Origin of the sequence: Megasphaera sp. AM44-1BH, from assembly GCF_003467125.1 — a bacterium.
GTDB lineage: Bacteria > Bacillota > Negativicutes > Veillonellales > Megasphaeraceae > Megasphaera.
Genome location: NZ_QSFA01000001.1, coordinates 329,302 through 349,304, shown reverse-complemented (window position 1 = coordinate 349,304; position 20,003 = coordinate 329,302). Strand labels below are relative to the sequence as shown.

The 20,003-nt window shown below is 47.6% G+C and carries 16 protein-coding genes; 13 read left to right on the top strand and 3 right to left on the bottom strand.

Annotation, left to right across the window (positions count from 1 at the left end; genetic code table 11):
• Positions 1-4: 4 nt before the first annotated feature.
• Positions 5-1,333, top strand: coding sequence for an MFS transporter (locus tag DW949_RS01620; protein ID WP_118021526.1), 1,329 nt, complete (start codon positions 5-7; stop codon positions 1,331-1,333).
• A gap of 77 nt (positions 1,334-1,410) precedes the next feature.
• On the opposite strand, the gene DW949_RS01615 is transcribed toward DW949_RS01620, so the two are convergent.
• Positions 1,411-2,061 carry a Crp/Fnr family transcriptional regulator gene (locus tag DW949_RS01615; RefSeq protein ID WP_118021525.1) on the bottom strand — a complete coding sequence of 217 codons (651 nt, stop codon included), beginning with the start codon at positions 2,059-2,061 and terminating at the stop codon, positions 1,411-1,413.
• Between the two features lie 501 nt (positions 2,062-2,562).
• On the opposite strand from DW949_RS01615, the gene DW949_RS01610 reads away from it, so the two are divergent.
• The 12 genes from DW949_RS01610 (at position 2,563) to DW949_RS01555 (ending at position 16,574) form a co-directional block, all read left to right on the top strand.
• Positions 2,563-3,459 carry an NAD(P)-dependent oxidoreductase gene (locus DW949_RS01610; protein ID WP_118021524.1) on the top strand — a complete coding sequence of 299 codons (897 nt, stop codon included), beginning with the start codon at positions 2,563-2,565 and terminating at the stop codon, positions 3,457-3,459.
• 9 nt (positions 3,460-3,468) lie between these two features.
• Entirely contained in the window at positions 3,469-4,239 is a 771-nt protein-coding gene (locus tag DW949_RS01605) for an MBL fold metallo-hydrolase (RefSeq protein ID WP_118021523.1), read from the top strand.
• Between the two features lie 73 nt (positions 4,240-4,312).
• Positions 4,313-5,284 (top strand): thiamine pyrophosphate-dependent dehydrogenase E1 component subunit alpha, encoded by a 972-nt coding sequence (locus DW949_RS01600; protein WP_118021522.1) that lies wholly within the window; start codon positions 4,313-4,315, stop codon positions 5,282-5,284.
• A gap of 36 nt (positions 5,285-5,320) precedes the next feature.
• Positions 5,321-6,298 (top strand): alpha-ketoacid dehydrogenase subunit beta, encoded by a 978-nt coding sequence (locus tag DW949_RS01595; RefSeq protein ID WP_118021521.1) that lies wholly within the window; start codon positions 5,321-5,323, stop codon positions 6,296-6,298.
• Positions 6,299-6,336: 38 nt separating this feature from the next.
• Positions 6,337-7,650 carry an MFS transporter gene (locus DW949_RS01590; protein WP_118021520.1) on the top strand — a complete coding sequence of 438 codons (1,314 nt, stop codon included), beginning with the start codon at positions 6,337-6,339 and terminating at the stop codon, positions 7,648-7,650.
• A 78-nt stretch (positions 7,651-7,728) separates the two neighbouring features.
• Entirely contained in the window at positions 7,729-9,093 is a 1,365-nt protein-coding gene (locus tag DW949_RS01585) for a dihydrolipoamide acetyltransferase family protein (protein WP_118021519.1), read from the top strand.
• Between the two features lie 62 nt (positions 9,094-9,155).
• Positions 9,156-10,877 (top strand): dihydrolipoyl dehydrogenase, encoded by a 1,722-nt coding sequence (lpdA, locus tag DW949_RS01580; RefSeq protein ID WP_233539447.1) that lies wholly within the window; start codon positions 9,156-9,158, stop codon positions 10,875-10,877.
• An 87-nt stretch (positions 10,878-10,964) separates the two neighbouring features.
• Complete coding sequence (gene lipA / locus DW949_RS01575; RefSeq protein WP_199595677.1) at positions 10,965-11,846, top strand: lipoyl synthase; 882 nt, start codon at positions 10,965-10,967, stop codon at positions 11,844-11,846.
• Positions 11,847-11,928: 82 nt separating this feature from the next.
• Positions 11,929-12,915, top strand: a complete 987-nt coding sequence (locus tag DW949_RS01570) for a lipoate--protein ligase (protein ID WP_118021518.1) — start codon at positions 11,929-11,931, stop codon at positions 12,913-12,915.
• A gap of 71 nt (positions 12,916-12,986) precedes the next feature.
• Positions 12,987-13,973: a lipoate--protein ligase gene (locus DW949_RS01565; RefSeq protein WP_118021517.1), complete on the top strand. Its 987-nt coding sequence runs from the start codon at positions 12,987-12,989 to the stop codon at positions 13,971-13,973.
• Between the two features lie 38 nt (positions 13,974-14,011).
• Positions 14,012-15,067 (top strand): alcohol dehydrogenase catalytic domain-containing protein, encoded by a 1,056-nt coding sequence (locus DW949_RS01560; protein WP_118021516.1) that lies wholly within the window; start codon positions 14,012-14,014, stop codon positions 15,065-15,067.
• Between the two features lie 193 nt (positions 15,068-15,260).
• Positions 15,261-16,574, top strand: coding sequence for an MFS transporter (locus DW949_RS01555; RefSeq protein ID WP_118021515.1), 1,314 nt, complete (start codon positions 15,261-15,263; stop codon positions 16,572-16,574).
• A 501-nt stretch (positions 16,575-17,075) separates the two neighbouring features.
• Here the strand turns inward: DW949_RS01555 and DW949_RS13905 are convergent.
• Complete coding sequence (locus tag DW949_RS13905) at positions 17,076-17,153, bottom strand: putative holin-like toxin (RefSeq protein ID WP_370448702.1); 78 nt, start codon at positions 17,151-17,153, stop codon at positions 17,076-17,078.
• A gap of 451 nt (positions 17,154-17,604) precedes the next feature.
• Positions 17,605-19,845: a pyruvate formate lyase family protein gene (locus DW949_RS01545; RefSeq protein WP_118021514.1), complete on the bottom strand. Its 2,241-nt coding sequence runs from the start codon at positions 19,843-19,845 to the stop codon at positions 17,605-17,607.
• Between the last annotated feature and the right edge of the window lie 158 nt (positions 19,846-20,003).

The following is a 20,003-nucleotide window of genomic DNA, read 5'->3' as shown; positions in this document are numbered from 1 at the left end:
GACAATGAATGGTACAGGAACTGTCAACGTAAGTGCATTATATAAAAAAAGAGGCTGGCATATCATATTTCCCGTATTCCTCGTCTCTGTCGTAGCATTTCTGGATCGCGTTAATATTGCTTATGCCGGCATGACTATGACCCAGACGCTGGACTGGTTGTCACCGGAAATTTTTGGTGCCGGTGCTGGCATGTTCTTTATTGGATATTTCTTTTTTGAAATTCCCGGCTCTCTGGTGGCAGCCCGCTTCGATGCCTGCCGATGGATTGCCCGTATTATGTTTTCCTGGGGGCTGGTCTGCGGTCTCATGGCGTTTATGCAGAGCCCGTTCCAGTTTTATCTCTTCCGGTTCCTGCTGGGTGCCTGTGAAGCCAGTCTGTATCCGGTTATCTACGCCGTACTTTTTCCGCGCTGGTTTATGGCAAATGAACTGGCCAAAGCGACATCTCTCATGCTGACGTCGCTATTGATTGCTGCTATCATTGGTGCGCCACTGGCTGGCGTGCTCCTGGAAATGCAGTTGTTCGGCCTGCTCGGATGGCAGAGCCTGTTCCTGCTGGAAGCCGTACCGGCCCTGCTCCTGACTTTTGTATTTTATTTTGGCATTCCCGACCGGCCGGAAAAAGCAAAATGGCTGACAGAGGATGAAAGACGGTACCTCGTCGATACCTTTGCGGAAGAAACACAGCGGAAAAACCGGGCTAAGTCTTATTCTGTGTGGCAGGCGTTTACGGATAAGAAAGTATGGCTCTTATGTGTCATTTATTTTGGTCAGGCTTTGGGGTTCTGGGGCTTTAATTTCTGGATGCCCCAGGTATTGAAAGGGCTTTCCGGCTGGTCTACTTCCATGGTCGGCGGTATTATTGCGATTCCCATGACCATAGCCCTCGTTTTCCAGATTTTCTGGGGAATCCATTCGTCAAAGACACGGGAAAAACGCTGGCACGTAGCAGGATGTATGTTCCTGGCTGCTTTCGGACTGGCGGCGGCGCCGTTCTTTACCAATCCGTTTATCAGCCTGGGCCTGATTACGCTGACTTGTATTGGCGTTTATGGCCAGCTGGGAATCTGGTGGACCGTGCCGACTACGTTCCTGAGCGGTGCTGCTGCAGCCGGAGCCTCGGCGATGATTAATTCCATTGCCAATCTTGGCGGATATGTGGGACCATATATGCTGGGTGTAGTCAAGACTAATACGGGAACGTACGATCTGGGCTATTTTATCCTGGCGGGATCGCTGGCTTGTTCCGGGCTGCTGATGCTTACCCTGAAAAAGACAACGGCTCTCCAGACGGAAGATATTCCTGATGCATCTTCTGAAGAAGCCGGATGATGAATATTATGAAATGAAAAAGACCTGTTGTATGAATAGATTCTGCTATCATACAACAGGTCTTTTTGGTGAAGAACTCAATAAAATTCTTTATTTTCGAAGATTTCACGCAGTGTCTGTTTATCCAGTATTTCCAGGCTTTTATATTGCATGGCAATAATGTTTTTCTTTGCCAGAGAATCGAGAATACGTGTTGCTGTTACGCGGCTCATGCCGGTTACTTCAGCAATTTGCCCGTGGGTCAGTTTGATCGGGGAATTGGAAGTAGACGATATGGTATATAAGAGGCAGGCTATTTTTTCTTCGTTACGCTGAAACTGGGCATAAAAAATCCAGCTGTGGAGCAACGTAATTTTACGCATGAAAAACGTCAGGATGCCCAGCGTTAAATCCGGATTGTGAATAGCTTTTTGCAGTAATTCTTTGGCAGAACAACGATACAGGACGGATTTATTCAGTGTATCAGTGCAGACAATGCGCCGTTGGGGAAAATTGAATGCGTCTTCTCCGATGATGGTGTTGCGGGGGAAATAGCATAATGTTCGTTCTGTGCCGTCAGGATAGGGAATATAGACCCGTATCATGCCACTCTGGATATAATACAAATTCTGGGCTTCTTCGTTTTTGGTAAATATGATCTGCCGTGGGTTGTAAATCTCGCGGACGCCGTATTGCCGGAAGACAGTAATGAGTTTGCTATTTAATAGGACAAATTCATTATTTGTCATTTCTATCTCCTCCTGTATTAGATAATTGTATGAAAAATATACTGCATATTATGGATGTACATAACAATTAGATATTGCATTTAGTTTACAATGAAAATGACTTCTTGTCAACTAAAACGATTGATGTGTAATACTTTATACACATTCTAAAGTTGCATTTAAATTATATGAACCAATTAAATGAATATTAATGCACAATTTTCGATAAAAACAAAACAGAATAAGGCATAAAAGGAAATCTAAGTGGGAAAAAATATTAAGTGAAAAATGGCACTAATACGATGAAAATAAAAAATAACATTATATTTTTTTGAAATTAAAACGATATACGCAAAAACAAAAGTAAAAAATTTTCCCCAAAGGTATAAACTGATACAAACGGATATAAGTTACCATGTTAAAATATGCATAACAAGAAATGATACATGATATGAGTTAAAGGAATCAAGATGCTTTAAAATAGAATATGCGAATGCTAAGTTAGCAGAAAGGATGACGGAAATGGAAGATCAGAAGAACGTAAAAATTGGTTTCCTCGGATTGGGCGTCATGGGGCTGCCGATGGCAGAAAATGTCGTCAGGAAATCAGGTTGCGAAGTGTACGGATATGATGTAGTTCCAGAAAAGCTGCAGGCTTTTGCCGATTTCGGCGGACATGCGCTGGGAAGTGCTGAAGATGTGTATAAAACAAGCGATATCATCATGCAGATGCTGCCGACCCATGCGATTATCATCAATTCTGTCGAACAAGCCGTCAAATACGGTAAAAAGGGAAATATCATCATTGATCTTTCCTCAGCGGCACCGCACATTATCCTGGAATTATACCCGAAAGTAAAAGAAGCCGGGATGTATTTTCTCGACTCCCCTGTAAGCGGTGGCAATCCCAAGGCCAAAGATGGGACGCTGGCTATCATGACTGGTGGCGACAAGGATATCTTTGAAAAAGTCAAACCGCTTCTCGAATGTATGGGTGAACCGGTATATACCGGCGGTCCCGGCAGCGGTGACGTGACGAAACTGGTCAATAATACTATTGCCGGTGCTTATCTGGCCGCAATTACAGAAGGCTATGCCTTTGCTGCCAAGGCCGGCATCGACCTGCAGACGACTTTCGAAGCGACGCGGCGTGGTTTTGCCGGTGGCCCCCTGTATGACAACAAGGTACCGAAAATCATTGCCCGCGATTACGAACCGGGTGCCCGCATTGCTGTCCATCGAAAAGATATTCTCAATGCCAAGAGCTATGCACACAAACTGGGAATTGACCTGCCAGTGACGGATGTGACGTTGCGTATCATGGACTGGATGAATGATAACGGTTATATCGATATCGATCAGGCCGGTATGATTAAATATTTTGAAGATAAAATGGATGTTACTGTTGGGAAAAAGTAGTGAGGATATATGCAGATTGTAAATGTAGGAAATGCCGGAATTTATCTGACCGATGAGAAACAGTCCATTTTAATCGACGGGCTGTACGGCGTCAATGAATTCTTTCATGACCGGCCGCAATTACTTTTGAAAGCGGCATCGGGGCAGACGCGCAGTTTCCGGAACATTGATAATCTGCTGTTTACTCATCGCCATCAGGATCATTTTGATAGCCAGCTGGTTAATGCGTATATAAAAAACAACCAGGTTGGACATGTATATGTTCCAGCTCCCTGCCAGCCCGGACGGTCTTATGAAGATACAAAGCCCGTCGGGACGGCAGGAAATACGGAACTGTTTACCGTCGGTGCCAGTGATGAAGAAATCTTCTATCATCCTCTGAATGACACCATGTGGGCTGTCTTCTTCAAGACACGGCACATGGGAGCAGATATCTTTTCTGTCCGTCATTACAGTCTGGCTCTCGTGGGCAATGGCGAAAGCTACCTGTTCATGAGCGATGCCGATTGGAGTTGTTCTGTCCGGAATGTACAGGAAATCATCAAGGGAACAAAATTGAAAGCCTTATTCGTCAATCCCCTTTCCTATATTGATCAGGCTGGGAAATCGTGGATGCGGCGTATTCAGCCGGAATCAGTGATTGTATACCACATACCGTATACAGACCGGGGGCAGACCGGTATACGGGCTCTTGCAGAAGAGATAGCCCGTTGCCATCATACAATGCCCTGGAAACTGCACATACTGGAACACCGGCTGCAACGATTGATTATTAATTAGGCGTCAGCCTATGTGATAATACAAGCTAAACTTTTTTGAACTTCATTTTTTTGAAAAAGGAGAGAGATGTATTATGGAAAAAACGTACGACAAGAATTTGCTTTTGGAAGCATACCGGAAAATGACGACGATCCGGGCTTACGAATCAAAAGTTGAAGAAATCTTTCTTGCCGGGGAACTGCCGGGATTTACCCATCTGTATATCGGCGAAGAAGCCTGCGGTGTCGGGGTCTGCTCTAATTTAAATAATGATGATTATATTGAAAGTACACACCGCGGCCATGGCCATTGTATCGCAAAAGGTGCTGATGTCAAAAAGATGATGGCAGAATTGTACGGGAAAGAAACCGGGTATTGCCATGGCAAAGGCGGGTCCATGCATATCGCTGATTTCTCTATCGGTATGCTCGGTGCCAACGGAGTTGTCGGTGCTGGTTACAACCTGGCAATGGGCGCAGCTCTGGCAGCCAAACTGAGAGGCACGAAACAGGTTGCTGTTGCATTCTTCGGTGATGGTGCATCTAACCGTGGTACATTCCATGAATCGGTCAATATGGCGGCTGTATGGAAACTGCCGGTCCTGTACGTATGCGAAATGAACCAGTGGGCTTCGACGACACCGTATCTGACAACGACATCTGTCAAAGATATTTCTGATCGTGCCCATGGATATGGCATTCCGGGTAAACATGTCAACGGCAATGATTTCTTTGCTGTATATGATGCTGCCAAAGAAGCTATCGATTACGTCCGCAGTGGCAAAGGCCCGTATCTCCTCGAACTAAAAACCTATCGTATCAAAGGCCATTACGTAGGCGATCCGGAAAAATATCGTACAAAAGAAGAAGTACAGGAACATTTCCAGAACGATGATCCCATTAAGAATTTCCGCAAGACCGTTCTCGCCAAGAAATGGCTGACAGAAGAAGAAATGGATAAGATGGATCAGGATGCCAAAGACCTGGTACTGGAAGCTGTAAAAGAAGCAGAAGCGGCTCCGTATCCTGATGAATCGGAACTGATGCAGAACTATTATTGCGAATAATGGCAGCGAGATATTCTCCAAGGAGGTCAATATATCATGAGAAAAATTACTTTTTCCGTAGCAACGCAGGAAGCGATGAAAGAAGAAATGCAGCGTGATAAAAATGTATTCCTGATGGGTGAAGATATTGCCCGTCAGGGTGGGATTTTCGGTCAGTTTGCAGGTCTGGCTGACGAATTCGGCAAAGAACGTGTCCGTGATACGCCGATTTCGGAAACGGCTATCATCGGCGGCGGCGTCGGTGCAGCTCTGGCCGGTATGCGTCCTGTCGTCGATATGCATTTTGCTGACTTTATCGGCGTACCGATGGATGAAATCTTCAATCAGATGGCAAAGGCCCGTTACATGTTTGGCGGACAGGCCAAGGTACCTATTGTCCTGCGTGCTCCTGATGGCATGACCCGTGGTGGCGCTGCCCAGCATTCCCAGTGCGTTGAAGCCTGGTTTATGCATATTCCTGGTTTAAAAGTCGTTATCCCATCCAATCCGGCAGATGCCAAAGGTCTCCTGAAATCGGCTATCCGCAGTGATGATCCGGTTATCTATTTTGAACATAAGAAATTATTCTCCATGAAGGGCGAAGTACCGGAAGGCGAACTCCTCGTTCCTATCGGAAAAGCAAAAGTTGCCAAAGAAGGCACGGATCTGACGATTGTTTCCTATTCCTTCTATATGACCAATGTCCTCAAAGCAGCGGCCCAGCTCGATAAAGAAGGCATCCACGTAGAATGCATCGATCTGCGTACTATTTCGCCTCTCGACATGGATACCATTTATGAATCCCTGAAAAAGACGAAGAAACTCATGATTGTACACGAAGCTGTTAAACAGGGTGGCGTCGGTGCTGAAGTAGCAGCCCGTACGGCAGAAGAAATGATTGATTACCTCGACGCACCTATCGTACGTCTCGGTGCTCCGTTTGTACCCATTCCGTATACTCCGCCTCTGGAACGGCTGGTCAAGATTGAACCGGAAGATATCATCAAAGCCGTCAAAGAAATGCTTGGCCGGTAAATTAACAAATCATTCCTTTTACAGAAAGGGGTATTTATATGGATGCAAAGTATGAAAGTATTGATTTTGCACACTTGGACCGGATGAGAAAATGGCATATTATATTCCCCGTTTTCCTCGTATCCGTTATCGCGTTCCTCGACCGTGTCAACATTGCCTATGCCGGCATGACTATGACACAGCAACTGGACTGGCTGACACCGGAAGTATTCGGTGCCGGTTCCGGGATGTTCTTCCTCGGATATTTCTTCTTTGAAATTCCTGGGTCCCTTGTTGCGGCCCGGTTTGATGCCTGCAAGTGGATTGCCCGTATCATGTTTACCTGGGGCCTCGTCTGCGGCCTGCTGGCATTCATGCAGAATTCCTGGCAGTTCTATCTGTTTCGTTTCCTCTTAGGTGCTTGCGAAGCCAGCTTGTACCCCGTTATCTACGCCGTACTCTTCCCCCGCTGGTTCCTTGCCAAAGAACGGGCTGCCGCTATTTCTCTGATGCTCACATCGCTGCTCATCGCCGCTATCATCGGTTCGCCTATCGCCGGTATCCTGCTTGAATTCCGGATTTTAGGGTTTGAAGGATGGCAGTGCCTGTTCCTCATCGAAGCGGTTCCGGCTCTGGTATTCACGTTCGTATTCCTCTTCTGGGTTAAAGATCGTCCCGATAAAGTATCCTATCTGACACCGCTTGAAAAAGAATATCTGAATACGACCATCGCTGCTGAAGAAGCCGCGAAAGAAAGCGTCAAGAAGTATACTATCTGGCAGTCTCTTACAGATAAACAAGTATGGCGTCTGTGTGTCATTTATTTCACCTGGATCACTGGTTTCTGGGGTTTCAATTTCTGGATGCCCCAGGTACTGAAAGGTGTATCCGGCTGGTCCCCGTCCCTTGTCGGCTTTGCCATTATCTTCCCCATGGGCGCAGCCCTCATCGCACAGGTTCTGGTTGGTAAGAGTTCCTCCAAGACAGGTGAAAAACGTTGGCACGTAGCAGGATGCATGTTCCTCGGTGCTGTCGGTCTCATTTGTGCTCCCTTTATACATGATGGTCTTCTCAGCTTGATTTTCGTCAGCATCACGGCTATCGGCGTATATGCCCCGATGGGTACCTGGTGGTCTGTACCGACAACGTTCCTCACTGGTGCAGCTGCTGCAGGTGCTACGGCACTGATCAACTCCATCGCTAACCTCGGCGGGTATGTAGGACCGTATATGCTCGGTGTTATCAAACAGAATACGGGTTCTACTGACGGCGGCTACTTTGCCCTCGGCGCAATGCTCATTATTTCCGGTCTGGTTATGCTGACACTGCCGAAGAAGACGGCTATTGAAGAAGCAACAGAAAAAGAAAAATAATACTACTGACATGATGATTTCCGGGGCAGGCCTGTCCTGCTCCGGGAATGGATACGCATAGTAAGGAGGTTATAGCTGATGGCCACTGAAATCACGATGCCCCAATTAGGCCTGACCATGACAGAAGGTACCGTATCTTCCTGGCTGAAGCAGGAAGGCGATCCCGTCAAAAAAGGCGATGAAATCGTTGAAATCGAAACAGATAAAATCAGTAACGTTGTAGAAGCCCATGAAGATGGCGTGCTCCTGAAAATTGTTGCCCAGGAAGGCGATACGCTTCCTGTAAAAGGTGTGCTCGGCTATATCGGCCAGCCCGGTGAAAGCGTAGGAGCCCCGGCAGCCCCGGCAGCAGCTCCCGCAGCAGAAGAAAGCCCGGCCGTGCAGGCTGTACCGGCCGTAGCCGATACGACGCCGGCTGTCTCGACAGCCATTCCGGTACAGAATGTCAGCGTCAATGGCTGGGTACTGGCTACCCCGTATGCCCGCAAACTGGCGCGTGAAGCCGGCATTGATCTGGCTCTCGTATCGGGAACCGGCCCGAAGGGACGGGTAACCGGAAAAGACGTAGAAGAATATAAAGAAGATACGCATGTCCGTATATCCCCGACAGCCGCCAAAGTGGCAGCCAATCTGGGAGTAGATCCGGCCACCATTACGGCCGACGGCCGTATCATGAAAGCGGATGTACTGAAGGCAGCCGGTGTAGAACCGGCTCCGGCAGCTGTAGCAGCCCCGGCACCGGCAGTACCGGTCAAGGAAGAAAAACCGGCACCGGCCAATGGCGTCAAACTCAAAGGTATGCGCAAGGTCATTGCCCAGCGCCTGGGCGATTGCTGGCGGAATACCCCGCATGTTCATCATACCGTAGAAGTCAATATGACCGAAGCGACAGAACTGCGGAAGAAATTCATTGCCATGGACAAGAAGTTCTCCTTTACAGACCTCATCATCAAAGCGATGGCCAAAGTACTGGAAGAATACACGAATGCAAATGACAGCCTTGTAGATGGCTATCTGATTCATAATGAAGAAATCAATATGGGCGTGGCCGTTGCGATTGACAGCGGACTGATTGTACCGGTCATCCGCAATGCCAACCACCTGGGACTGATGGACATCCATAAGAAAGTAGGCGAACTGGCACATGCAGCCCGCGATGGAAAACTGTCGCCGGATCAGCTGCAGGGCGGAACGTGCACGATCAGCAATCTGGGGATGTATGGATGCGATCACTTTACCCCGATAGTCAATCCGCCGGAAGCAACCATACTCGGTGTATGCCGTACGGTAGAAAAACCGATAGTCGTCGATCATCAGATCGTCATTGCGCCGATGATGAACGTCGTCCTCGGGTATGATCACCGGGTCATCGATGGAGCGACTGCCGGACTGGTTACGACACGGCTTCGCGAATATCTGGAAAACCCGCTGCTTCTCTTATAATAGGTATGTAATGAGACCGGCCGCCAGAGCGGCGGCCGGTTATCCATAGGAGGTAATACGTGATGGCTACTGAAATTACGATGCCCCAGCTGGGTCTGACCATGACTGAGGGGACAGTATCTTCCTGGCTGAAACAAGAAGGAGATACCGTCAAAAAAGGCGACGAAATCGTTGAAATCGAAACGGATAAAATCAGCAATGTAGTAGAAGCTCATGAAGATGGCGTACTGCTCAAGATTGTTGCCCAGGAAGGCGATACGCTTCCTGTAAAGGGCGTGCTCGGCTATATCGGACAGCCCGGCGAAAGCGTAGGAGAACCGGCTGCCCAGGCTGCACCAGCAGCTCCCGCTCCTACTACACCGGCACCGGCTGCTCCTGCTGCTCCGGCGCAGGCGGGCAAGAAACGCATCGTCGTCATTGGCGCAGGCCCTGGCGGATATGTTACGGCTATCAAGGCAGCTCAGCTGGGGGCAGATGTATCTATCGTAGAAAATGACAAAGTAGGCGGTACCTGCCTTAATGTCGGATGTATCCCGACAAAAGCACTGATTCACGCCAGCTCTTTATATGAAGCGGTCATCAACGATGCTGAAAAAGTCGGTGTAAGCTTTACCGGTGTCAGTGTAGACTGGGGCAAAGCACAGCAGTTCAAAAAATCCATCGTCAATCGTCTGGTCGGCGGCGTAGAAGGGCTGCTGAAGGCCAACGGCGTAAAGAAATACGTAGGAAAAGGCATCGTCAAAGATGCGCATACGGTACAGGTCGGTGACCAGCTTATCCCCGCTGATGACATCATTCTGGCTGTAGGCTCTGAACCGGTTCATCTCCGTTTCCCCGGTGCCGATTTACCGGGTGTCATTGACAGTACGGGCGCGCTGGCCCTGGATAAGATTCCTGCTTCGCTGGTTATCATCGGTGGCGGCGTTATCGGCATCGAATTTGCTTCCATGTTTGCTTCGGTAGGTACCAAATGCACTATCGTAGAAGCGTTGCCCAATATCCTGCCACCTATCGATAAAGAAATCGTCGGCATTGTACAGGCAGATCTGGAAAAACGAGGTATTACGATCCTGACGAGTGCCAAAGTAGAATCTATCAGCCAGGCTGCGGGCGGACTGGAAGTCCATATGGATTATAAGGGACAGAAACAGTCTGTACAGGGAGAAAAAGTCATCATGGCAGTAGGACGCAGAGCTATGACTGCCGGTATCGGCCTGGAAGAATTGGGCGTTGCCATGAATCGTGGCAAGATTGTAACGGATGATCATTTCCAGACCAATATCCCAAGTATTTATGCAATCGGTGATTGCAATGGTAAATTGATGCTGGCTCACGCTGCATCGGCCCAGGGCGTAGCTGCTGTAGAATACATCCTCACAGGCAAAGGCGAATATCATGCAGAAACGGTTCCGTCCTGCATCTATCTCAACCCGGAAGTTGCCAGTGTTGGGATGAAAGAAGAACAGTTAATTGAAAAAGGCATTGCTTATAAGGCTGGTAAATTCCCGCTTTCCGGCAATGGCAAGACTCTCATCGAAAATGGCGGCAAAGGCATCATCAAGATTCTTGCCGATACGAAGTATGGACAGGTACTGGGCGTACACATGTATGGCCCGCGGGTTACCGATTTGATCGCAGCCTGCGCACTGGCTATCCGACTGGAAGCTACTGTCGATGAATTGATTACCACAGTGTGGGCGCATCCGACAGTAGGCGAAGCCATTGGTGAAGCAGCTCTGGATGTATTCCAGAATCCGATTCACTGGCCGCCCAAGAAAAAATAACATGGTATCCTTTGTCTTTGGCAAAAGCGTCCTGCAGATATATACGGGGCGCTTTTGCTTCACAAAGACAGGTAAGGGGGAATCCGTATGAATCCAATGACACAGAAAAAGCCTGTATGGCTGAAACAACATGTATGCAATGACGAAACGTATAATCAGGTACGGGAAATGGTCAAAGATCTGCGTCTCCATACGGTCTGTGAAAGTGCAGATTGCCCGAATATCGGCGAATGCTTTGGGCATAAAACGGCGACATTCCTGATTCTTGGGGGCACTTGTACACGGGCCTGCCGGTATTGTGCCGTTCATAAAGGACAGCCGGAACCGTTGTCTCCTGACGAACCCCGGCACCTGGCAATGGCGGCAGCACATCTGAAACTGAAGCACGTAGTTATTACATCTGTTACACGTGATGATCTGCCTGATGGCGGCGCAGGACAGTTCGCGGCCTGTATCCGTGAAGTGCGTAAATTCCTGCCTCAGGCAACGATTGAAATACTCATACCTGATTTTAAAGGACAACAATCGGCACTGGATACCGTACTACGCAGCCATCCGACTGTATTTAATCATAATATAGAAACGGTGGCCCGCCTGTTTCCGACGGTCCGTCCTATTGGCAGCTATGATTTGTCCCTTCAGGTCCTCCAGTATGCATCCCGATATGCCGTGCGGCCTCTCGTCAAGAGCGGCATCATGGTCGGCCTGGGAGAAACGGAAGATGACCTGATTCAGACCTTTACAGACCTGAAACAAGCGGGGTGCGATATTGTCACTATCGGGCAGTATCTCCGGCCATCTAAATTCCATCTGCCAGTTGCAGAATATGTGACTCCGGAAAAATTTGCGTATTATAAGACACTGGCTGAAAAAATCGGGATTGCCCACGTAGTCAGCGGTCCGCTGGTCCGCAGCTCATACCGCGCAGGCCTGGCTATCGAAGAAATAGAGAAATCAAAGAAACTATAAAAAGAGGTGGCATTCATGCCTGAACGTACGGGCTGACATATATCCAGGCAACCGTGCCTGGACAGGAAGGAAGGGAAATTATATGAAGTATTTAGAATTGTCTACGACGGATCCATATTGGAATCTGGCACTGGAAGCCTACGTATTTACTCATATGGATCCGGATGAATTGTATTTCCTGCTCTGGCAGATAGAAAATTCCATTTTGATCGGCAAACATCAGAATACGATAGAAGAAATCAATCAGGAATTTGTCGATGCCCATCATATCCATGTATTACGGCGTCTGACTGGTGGGGGAGCCGTCTATCATGATATGGGAAATCTGAATTTTTCTTTTATTGTCAGACAAAACACGGAAAATTCATATAATTTCCGCTTTTTTGTCGAACCCGTACTGGAAGTGCTCCATAGCCTGGGTGTACCTGCTGAATTTACAGGACGGAATGATCTGACCATCCATGGCCTCAAGTTTTCCGGCAATGCCCAATGCGCCTGGCATGGCCGTTTGCTGCATCATGGGTGCCTGATGCTCGATGCCAATGTCGATTATTTATCAGAAGCACTGCGTGTAAAAAAAGTGAAATACGAATCGCGGGGAATCAAATCGGTCCACAGCCGCGTCACCTGCATCAATGATCATCTGGAACAGAAGCTGACGATGGAGGAATTTAAGAAAAAATTACGCGATGCTGTCCTTTCCCGGGAGGACGTACAGTCATTGACGCTGCGGGAAGAAGATTATCGCGGTATCCGGAAAATCCGGGACGAACAGTTTGCTACCTGGGAATGGAATTATGGCAGGTCCCCGTCGTATAACCTGAAACGGGAACGGAAATTCCCGGCCGGACTGGTTACTGCCTATCTGCAGGTCCAGGCAGGTCATATTCAGTCGGTACGGTTTTTTGGCGATTTTTTTGGCAATCAGAATTTATCCCAGTTGGAACAAGCTATGCGGCATCTTCCTCTGGATAATCAGTTACCGGTTCTTCTCGCCCGTCTGCATCCGGAACGGTACATGAAAGGAATCGCCGCAGATGAAGTAGCATCGCTTATTTTGAATGAATAAATGACATTTTATTCTATATATAATATGTATTATATAGAATAATGCCGGGAGTACGGTTGGGAGGTAAGAGAATGAAATATATAGAAATGACCAGTACAGATCCGTATATGAATCTGGCAACGGAAGAATATGTATTTGAAAATATGGATCGACACGAATCGTATTTTATGCTGTGGCAAAATGATAATGCCATCATTATTGGCAAACATCAGAATACAGTAGAAGAAATCAATCAGGAATTTGTAGATGCCCACGGTATCCGCGTTGCACGACGCCTGACTGGTGGTGGAGCCGTTTATCATGATAAAGGAAATCTGAATTTTACCTTTATCGTCGATGAAGGTGCGGCAGAGGATTTTAACTTTCACGTTTTTGTAGAACCCGTATTGAAAGTACTCCATAAATATGATATTCCTGCTGATTTTACTGGCCGCAATGACCTGACCATTGATGGAATGAAGTTTTCCGGTAATTCCCAGTATGCCAAACATGGCCGCCTTCTCGTCCATGGCTGTGTGATGCTGGATGCCAATGCCGATTATCTGACACAGGCTCTCAAGGTGAAACAAAAAAAATACGAATCACGGGGAATTAAATCCGTACGCAGCCGTGTCACTTGCATCAATGATCATTTCAGGGAACCCATGCCTATGACGATGTTTAAGCAATTACTCCTGAAACAAGTATTTGCCGGCAACGATATAGAACAGTATATACTGAATGAAACGGATCTGGCAGCAATACAGAAATTGCGTGATGAAAAATATGCCACCTGGGAATGGAATTATGGCAAGTCCCCGGCCTACAACATGAAACGGGAAAAGAAGTTCCCTGCCGGCCTGGTAACGATATATATGCAGGCTAATAAAGGGCGTATTGAAGACATTCATTTTTATGGTGATTTCTTTGGCAGTCGTGATTTGAAGGAACTGGAAAATAAATTTACAGGTCTGCCTTTGGACGACCAACTCCTCGAAAAGATGAAATCTATGGATATTGGTTCGTACATGAATGGCATTTCTGCGGAGGACATTTATCAACTTATCCGCTATGAATAATGTACTGTGTAGTATATGGGAAAAGGAGGTAATTTATTATGCAACCGTATATGTGCGGCATTACGAAAGAAAAAGCCGGCCCCGGACTTACGTATCGTACAGATCTTCCGGTGCCACAGATTAATGATGATGAAGTTCTCATCAAAGTACATGTGACGGCTATCTGTGGTACGGACGTTCATATTTACGATTGGGATCCTTGGTCTGCCTGCCGCGTAGTACCGCCGATGATTGTCGGTCATGAAACGGCCGGAGACGTTGTTGCCATAGGCCGCAATGTAACCCAGGTCCAGGTGGGGGACCGCGTATCTGTAGAAACGCATATTCCCTGCAATCACTGCTATTTCTGCCAGCACGATCACAAGGAAATTTGCCAGCATGTGGCACTTTTTGGATGCACCCAGGATGGGGCCTTTGCCGAATATGCCAAAGTACGGGCGGATTCGGTCTTTAAACTGGATGACGGGCTCACCTACGAACAGGGATGTATGTTTGAACCTATGGGCGCAGGCGTCCATGGTGTGGAAGCAGCGGAAGTAGCCGGGAAAACAGTTCTTATCAGCGGCTGTGGCCCTATCGGACTGACGGCGATAACAGCGTCCAAGGTGTTTGGCGCGACGAAAGTCATAGCCTGTGATTTATTTGATGAAAAACTTGAAATTGCCAAAGAAATGGGCGCTGATGCTGTAATCAACAGCGCTTCCTACGATCTCGTTGCAGAAGTACATAAGCTGACAGATGACCTGGGGGTTGATGCGGCTATTGATATTACCGGAGCAGGGGCTGCCATTAACAACAGCCTTCGTTCCGTGCGCTCCGGTGGTCGTCTTGTTTGCGTAGGTCTTCCCAGTAAACCGGTCACGATGAATCTCACAGAAGACCTCATTTATCGCGAAGTAGAAATGACGGGGGTTTCGGGCCGTCTTATCTGGCGGACATGGGAAGATTTTTCCAAGGTCATGAAAGACCCACGCTATCATATGGAACTCATCATGGGGCATCGTTTTCTCATGAAGGATTTCGAGCAGGCTTTTGCTGAAATCCGCAGTGGCGTACCAGGGAAAATGATGCTCTATCCCAAGGTGATTGAATAAGACATAAGTTTATGCAAACAGGCAGATTTTGACGCTGACATCGGAGAGGTTGCTTCACTGCGTGGGACCGCCTCTTTTATGCAAGGCCGGGAAAACAACATACAACAGGGCGATACTAAGATGAGTTATCAGGCATGGCCTGATGATACGAACGTTACGTTAGTAATCTTCTCTTTCAGAAAGGAGTATAACTATGGATGCGAGATTTGAAAGTATCGATTTTTCCCACCTGAACCGGATGAGAAAGTGGCATATCATCTTCCCTGTATTCCTCGTTTCTGTTATTGCCTTCCTCGACCGTGTCAACATTGCTTATGCCGGCATGACTATGACACAACAGCTGGACTGGCTCACGCCGGAAGTATTCGGCGCTGGATCTGGCATGTTCTTCCTTGGGTATTTCTTCTTTGAAATCCCTGGTTCTCTGGTAGCTGCCAAATTTGATGCCTGCAAGTGGATTGCCCGTATCATGTTTACCTGGGGTCTGGTCTGTGGCCTGCTGGCATTCATGAAAGCTCCGTGGCAGTTCTATTTATTCCGCTTCCTCTTAGGGGCTTGTGAAGCCAGCTTGTATCCGGTTATTTATGCCGTACTCTTCCCCCGCTGGTTCCTTGCCAAAGAACGGGCAGCTGCTATTTCCCTCATGCTTACATCGTTGCTTATTGCTGCCATCATTGGTTCACCTATTGCCGGCGTACTGCTTGAATTACGGATTCTGGGATTTGAAGGATGGCAATGCTTGTTCCTCATCGAAGCGGTACCGGCATTGGTCTTCACGTTTGTCTTCATCTTCTGGGTCAAAGACCGCCCTAATAAAGTTTCCTATCTGACGCCCCTTGAAAAAGAATACCTGAATACGGCGATTGCCGAAGAAGAAGCGGCGAAAGAAAGTGTCAAAAAGTATTCCATCAAACAGTCTCTGACGGATAAACAGGTATGGCGGCTGTGTGCTATTTATTTTTGCTGGTGCACTGGTTTCTGGGGATTCAATTTCTGGATGCCACAGGTATTGAAAGGCGTGTCCGGCTGGTCTCCGTCTCTCGTCGGTTTCGCCATTATCATTCCTATGGGTACTGCGCTCATTGCCCAGGTCCTCGTCGGCAGAAGCTCATCCCGGACAGGTGAAAAACGCTGGCATGTGGCAGGATGCATGTTCCTCGGTGCTATTGGACTTCTTTGTGCTCCCTTTATCCACAGCGGGGCCCTGAGCCTGTTTTTAGTTACCCTGACCTGTATCGGAGTATATGCTCCCATGGGTACCTGGTGGTCCGTGCCGACTACATTCCTTACTGGTGCCGCTGCGGCAGGTGCTACAGCACTGATTAACTCCGTTGCCAACCTAGGCGGCTATGTTGGTCCGTATATGCTCGGCGTGATTAAACAGAATACAGGATCAACGGATGGCGGCTATTTCGTCTTGGGAGGAATGCTTTTCCTGGCAGGCCTGATTATGCTGACGCTGCCAAAAAAGACAGCTATTGATCGTGCAAAGGAACAAGAAGACTAGCAAAGAATTCCAATATTCCATTTTGGCATATAAAGTATAGAAAAACGATTTACTTGATTTTATTGACAGGTAATATATGTGAGCCTAAAATGTACTTAGTTGAGGTGTAGTATATCATCTAAGGAGGGGTTCACATGAGCGAACAGAAAAAAGGTTTGATTGCAAAAGACTATTATCGTTATTTCCCTGTAGGTATGTTGATGGTAGTTGTAGCTTGTGCTGCATTTGCTCTCTAAGAGTAATCGAGATAAAAGGGCTTGTCGTATGTGCGACAGGCCCTTTTTAGAGTGCGCTTGGAATGGATAATCTCTAATGGATGAAAGTTTCTGGACCGCCAGGCGGAGAAACTTAGGTAATGGTATATCGTTTCTCTATCTTTTTTTCCTTTCGTGTGATATACTAAAAAGGAGATAGCCCGGTGGCAGCACATCGGCGCTCCTCTATTGATGTTGATTGAAGAAGACCGTGTACCGCGAGGTATGCGGTTTTTTTCAGTTTATATTATTTGCGTACTGAAATAATCAGCACGATTAATGTAGCAAAAGCAATTATCAAAGATAACGCTTCATATACCCTCATGCTGATCACCTCACTTTCGTGAGGAAAAACCGAACACACCAGACTATCTCGCATGTCTAGTGTATCAGAAAAGAAAGAGAACTTCAATGTTTTAATATCAAACAAAATAATTTAAAAAATAGACAATGAATGTGTTTTTTATAAAAAAGAAAGAATCCCTGTCATGTGATTCGAAATTATAAGCTTCAATATATAGCGTTGAAATAGAACAAATAAAACATTTTAATATGAAATGTTTTGTTAAAAAATAAAGGCAAGAATAATATTAATGAATAAGATTATGTAAAAATATGATGAGTTATAGTAATGATATGTATATATTACATTAAATACATATACAGTATCCTATAGAAGCACTATGCACCATATGTAGATACAAATAGAAAAATAAATAGGGCTGTATATGTAGTTTTTATGAGAAGAATGAGAAATCTGCAGAGTTATTCCTGCATTACATACTATCCAGTTCAGAACGGCTGATGATTTCGTCCTGTACATCCTTGCACAGTTCTACAAAAAAGGCGGAATATCCGGCAACGCGGACGATGAGGTCGCGATATTGTCCGGGATGCTGCTGGGCTGCGCGGAGTGTTTCGTTATCGACGCAGTTGAACTGCATCTGTCCGTTGCCCAGTAGGGAAGCTGTTTTCAAAAGGCTGATTACGGCATGCTGTCCTTCGGCTGTTTCCAGGAACCGCGGGAGCAGTTTGAAGTTGTGGGTCATTCCCAGGCTCATGGATTCTACGTTGAGTTTGGAAACGGATTTGATGATAGCTGTCGGTCCTTTTTTGTCCATTCCCTGAGAAGGGCTCATGCCATCGGACAAGGGTTTCCCCGCTTTTCTGCCGTCCGGGGTTGCGCCTATCATGGCGCCCAGCGGGGTATTGAACGATTGGGACAGGGTGCCGTGTATATGGCGGGCATACAGGGACGGGTAAGAATTCATTATTTGTTCCGTATAGTCGATGCTGTCGCGGGCGATGAAATCGGCTTCATCACAGTCATTTCCGTATTTGGCAGCCTGCAGGCAGTCCCGGCGGATGTCATCGTAGCCGTCGAAGTCGGCATCGAGTGCTGTGATGAGTTCGGGCAAGGTATATTTTTTATCTTCATACACCAGGCGACGGACCGCGGCCATGCTGTCCGCATACGTTGCCAGACCGGCAAAGATGGTTCCTGGTCCTTCGTATAATACGGCACCGCCATTCATGACGTCGCGGCCTTTTTCCATGCAGCCATCGATGAACAGTGACATGTATGGTGTTGGATTCACGTCGCAGAATACGCGTTCGATGATGTTGGAACCGCGGCAGTTCATTTCAATCAGATAATCCAGCTGTGCTTTGACGGTTTTTTCAAATTCCTCATAGGTCCTGAAAGAGGCCGGATCACCGCTGGCCAGCCACTGTTTGGGACCGTAACGTGGCAATACGCCATTGTGCAGAGCCAGTTCGATACAGATGGGCCACTGGGTAAACCCGCCGGCAGTCCATTGATGGATGCGTCCGCTTTTTTGTGGTTCCACACAGCCCATGAGACTGTGATCCCGGGCATCTTCAAAAGAATATCCTTTGCGCAGCATCATGCGGATATGGGCGTCGTCAAAATGACAGGCCGGCATGCCTCCTCCGGCACGGATGACGGTGATGATTTTTTCCAGATACTCCTGGGGGGACATATTATGGATACGGCATGCCAGGGTCGGCTGATACAGCTTCATCCGGGCCACGGCATCCATGAAGAGCAGGGTCAGTTCATTGGTGGCATCCCCGCCATGACGGCCCACGCCGCCGACACACATATTGATAAAGGGCATATATCCGGCAAAGTACGTAGCCGTGGCTCCCGGCGTATACCAGATGACTTCGGAGCACTTGATTATAAAACAGCCGATGAGCTCGAATGCTTTCTGACGGGACAGCCGGCCTGTTTCTATGTCCTGCTTGTAGAGCGGGTACATGTACTGGTCTGCACGGCTCAGGGATGTACTGCACTGATTCCCTTCCAGCATGAATAAGGACAGAATCGTCCATACCGACTGCAGTGCTTCGTGAAATGTCCGGGGCGGATTGGCCGGAACCCGCTCATTGATATCGGCTATTCCCAGCAATTCCCTGCGTCGCTGTGGGTCTGATTCTTTGGCTGCCAGTTCGCGGGCGTACCGGGCCAGACGTCTGGCGTATATAAGTACACCGTCATACGTGTCGAGGGCGCCGAGATAATATTCGTGGCGGGTATCATAGCCCGGATCAGAAGGGGGCAGTGTTTTTAGATGCTGCAGTGCTTCTTCACAATGTTCTGAAAGAGATTTTCCTTTCCAGAACGGGAACAGCGTGCGCGTCATGACTTCTTTATCGGTGTCGCTGATTTCATACGGATCCTGGGGCCGGGTGCCAATATCATCCAGTTCGTCTTTTACCCATTGCCATGCTATATCCGGCGAAAACGCACCGGCACGGGCTTTGCCACAGGGATGGCCAATAATCAGTTCACCGGGCTGAATCAGCAGAGGCGCCGTTTCACAGGCCCGTTTGAAACTTCTGGCAATCCGCCGCTGCGGGGATAGGGCCGGGTACTTCCGGGCGATTTCGGTAAATGCCAGCGCCCTGTCTATGGTGATGGAAGGCACGGCTTTTAAGTAGCGCTCTTTTAATACGCGAAGGCGCTCCGTCATACCGGATGATGTATCCATAGTATCCTTCTGTGATTCGTAACGTAGTTCAAGTGTATCCCAGATAAACTCTATATGAATAGTATACGTACGAACCGCTCTCCTGTATTGAATTTTAGTTGTATGTTATTGTAGAAAATAAACTTTATGCCAGCCGGTAAAATGCCATACAACGTCCT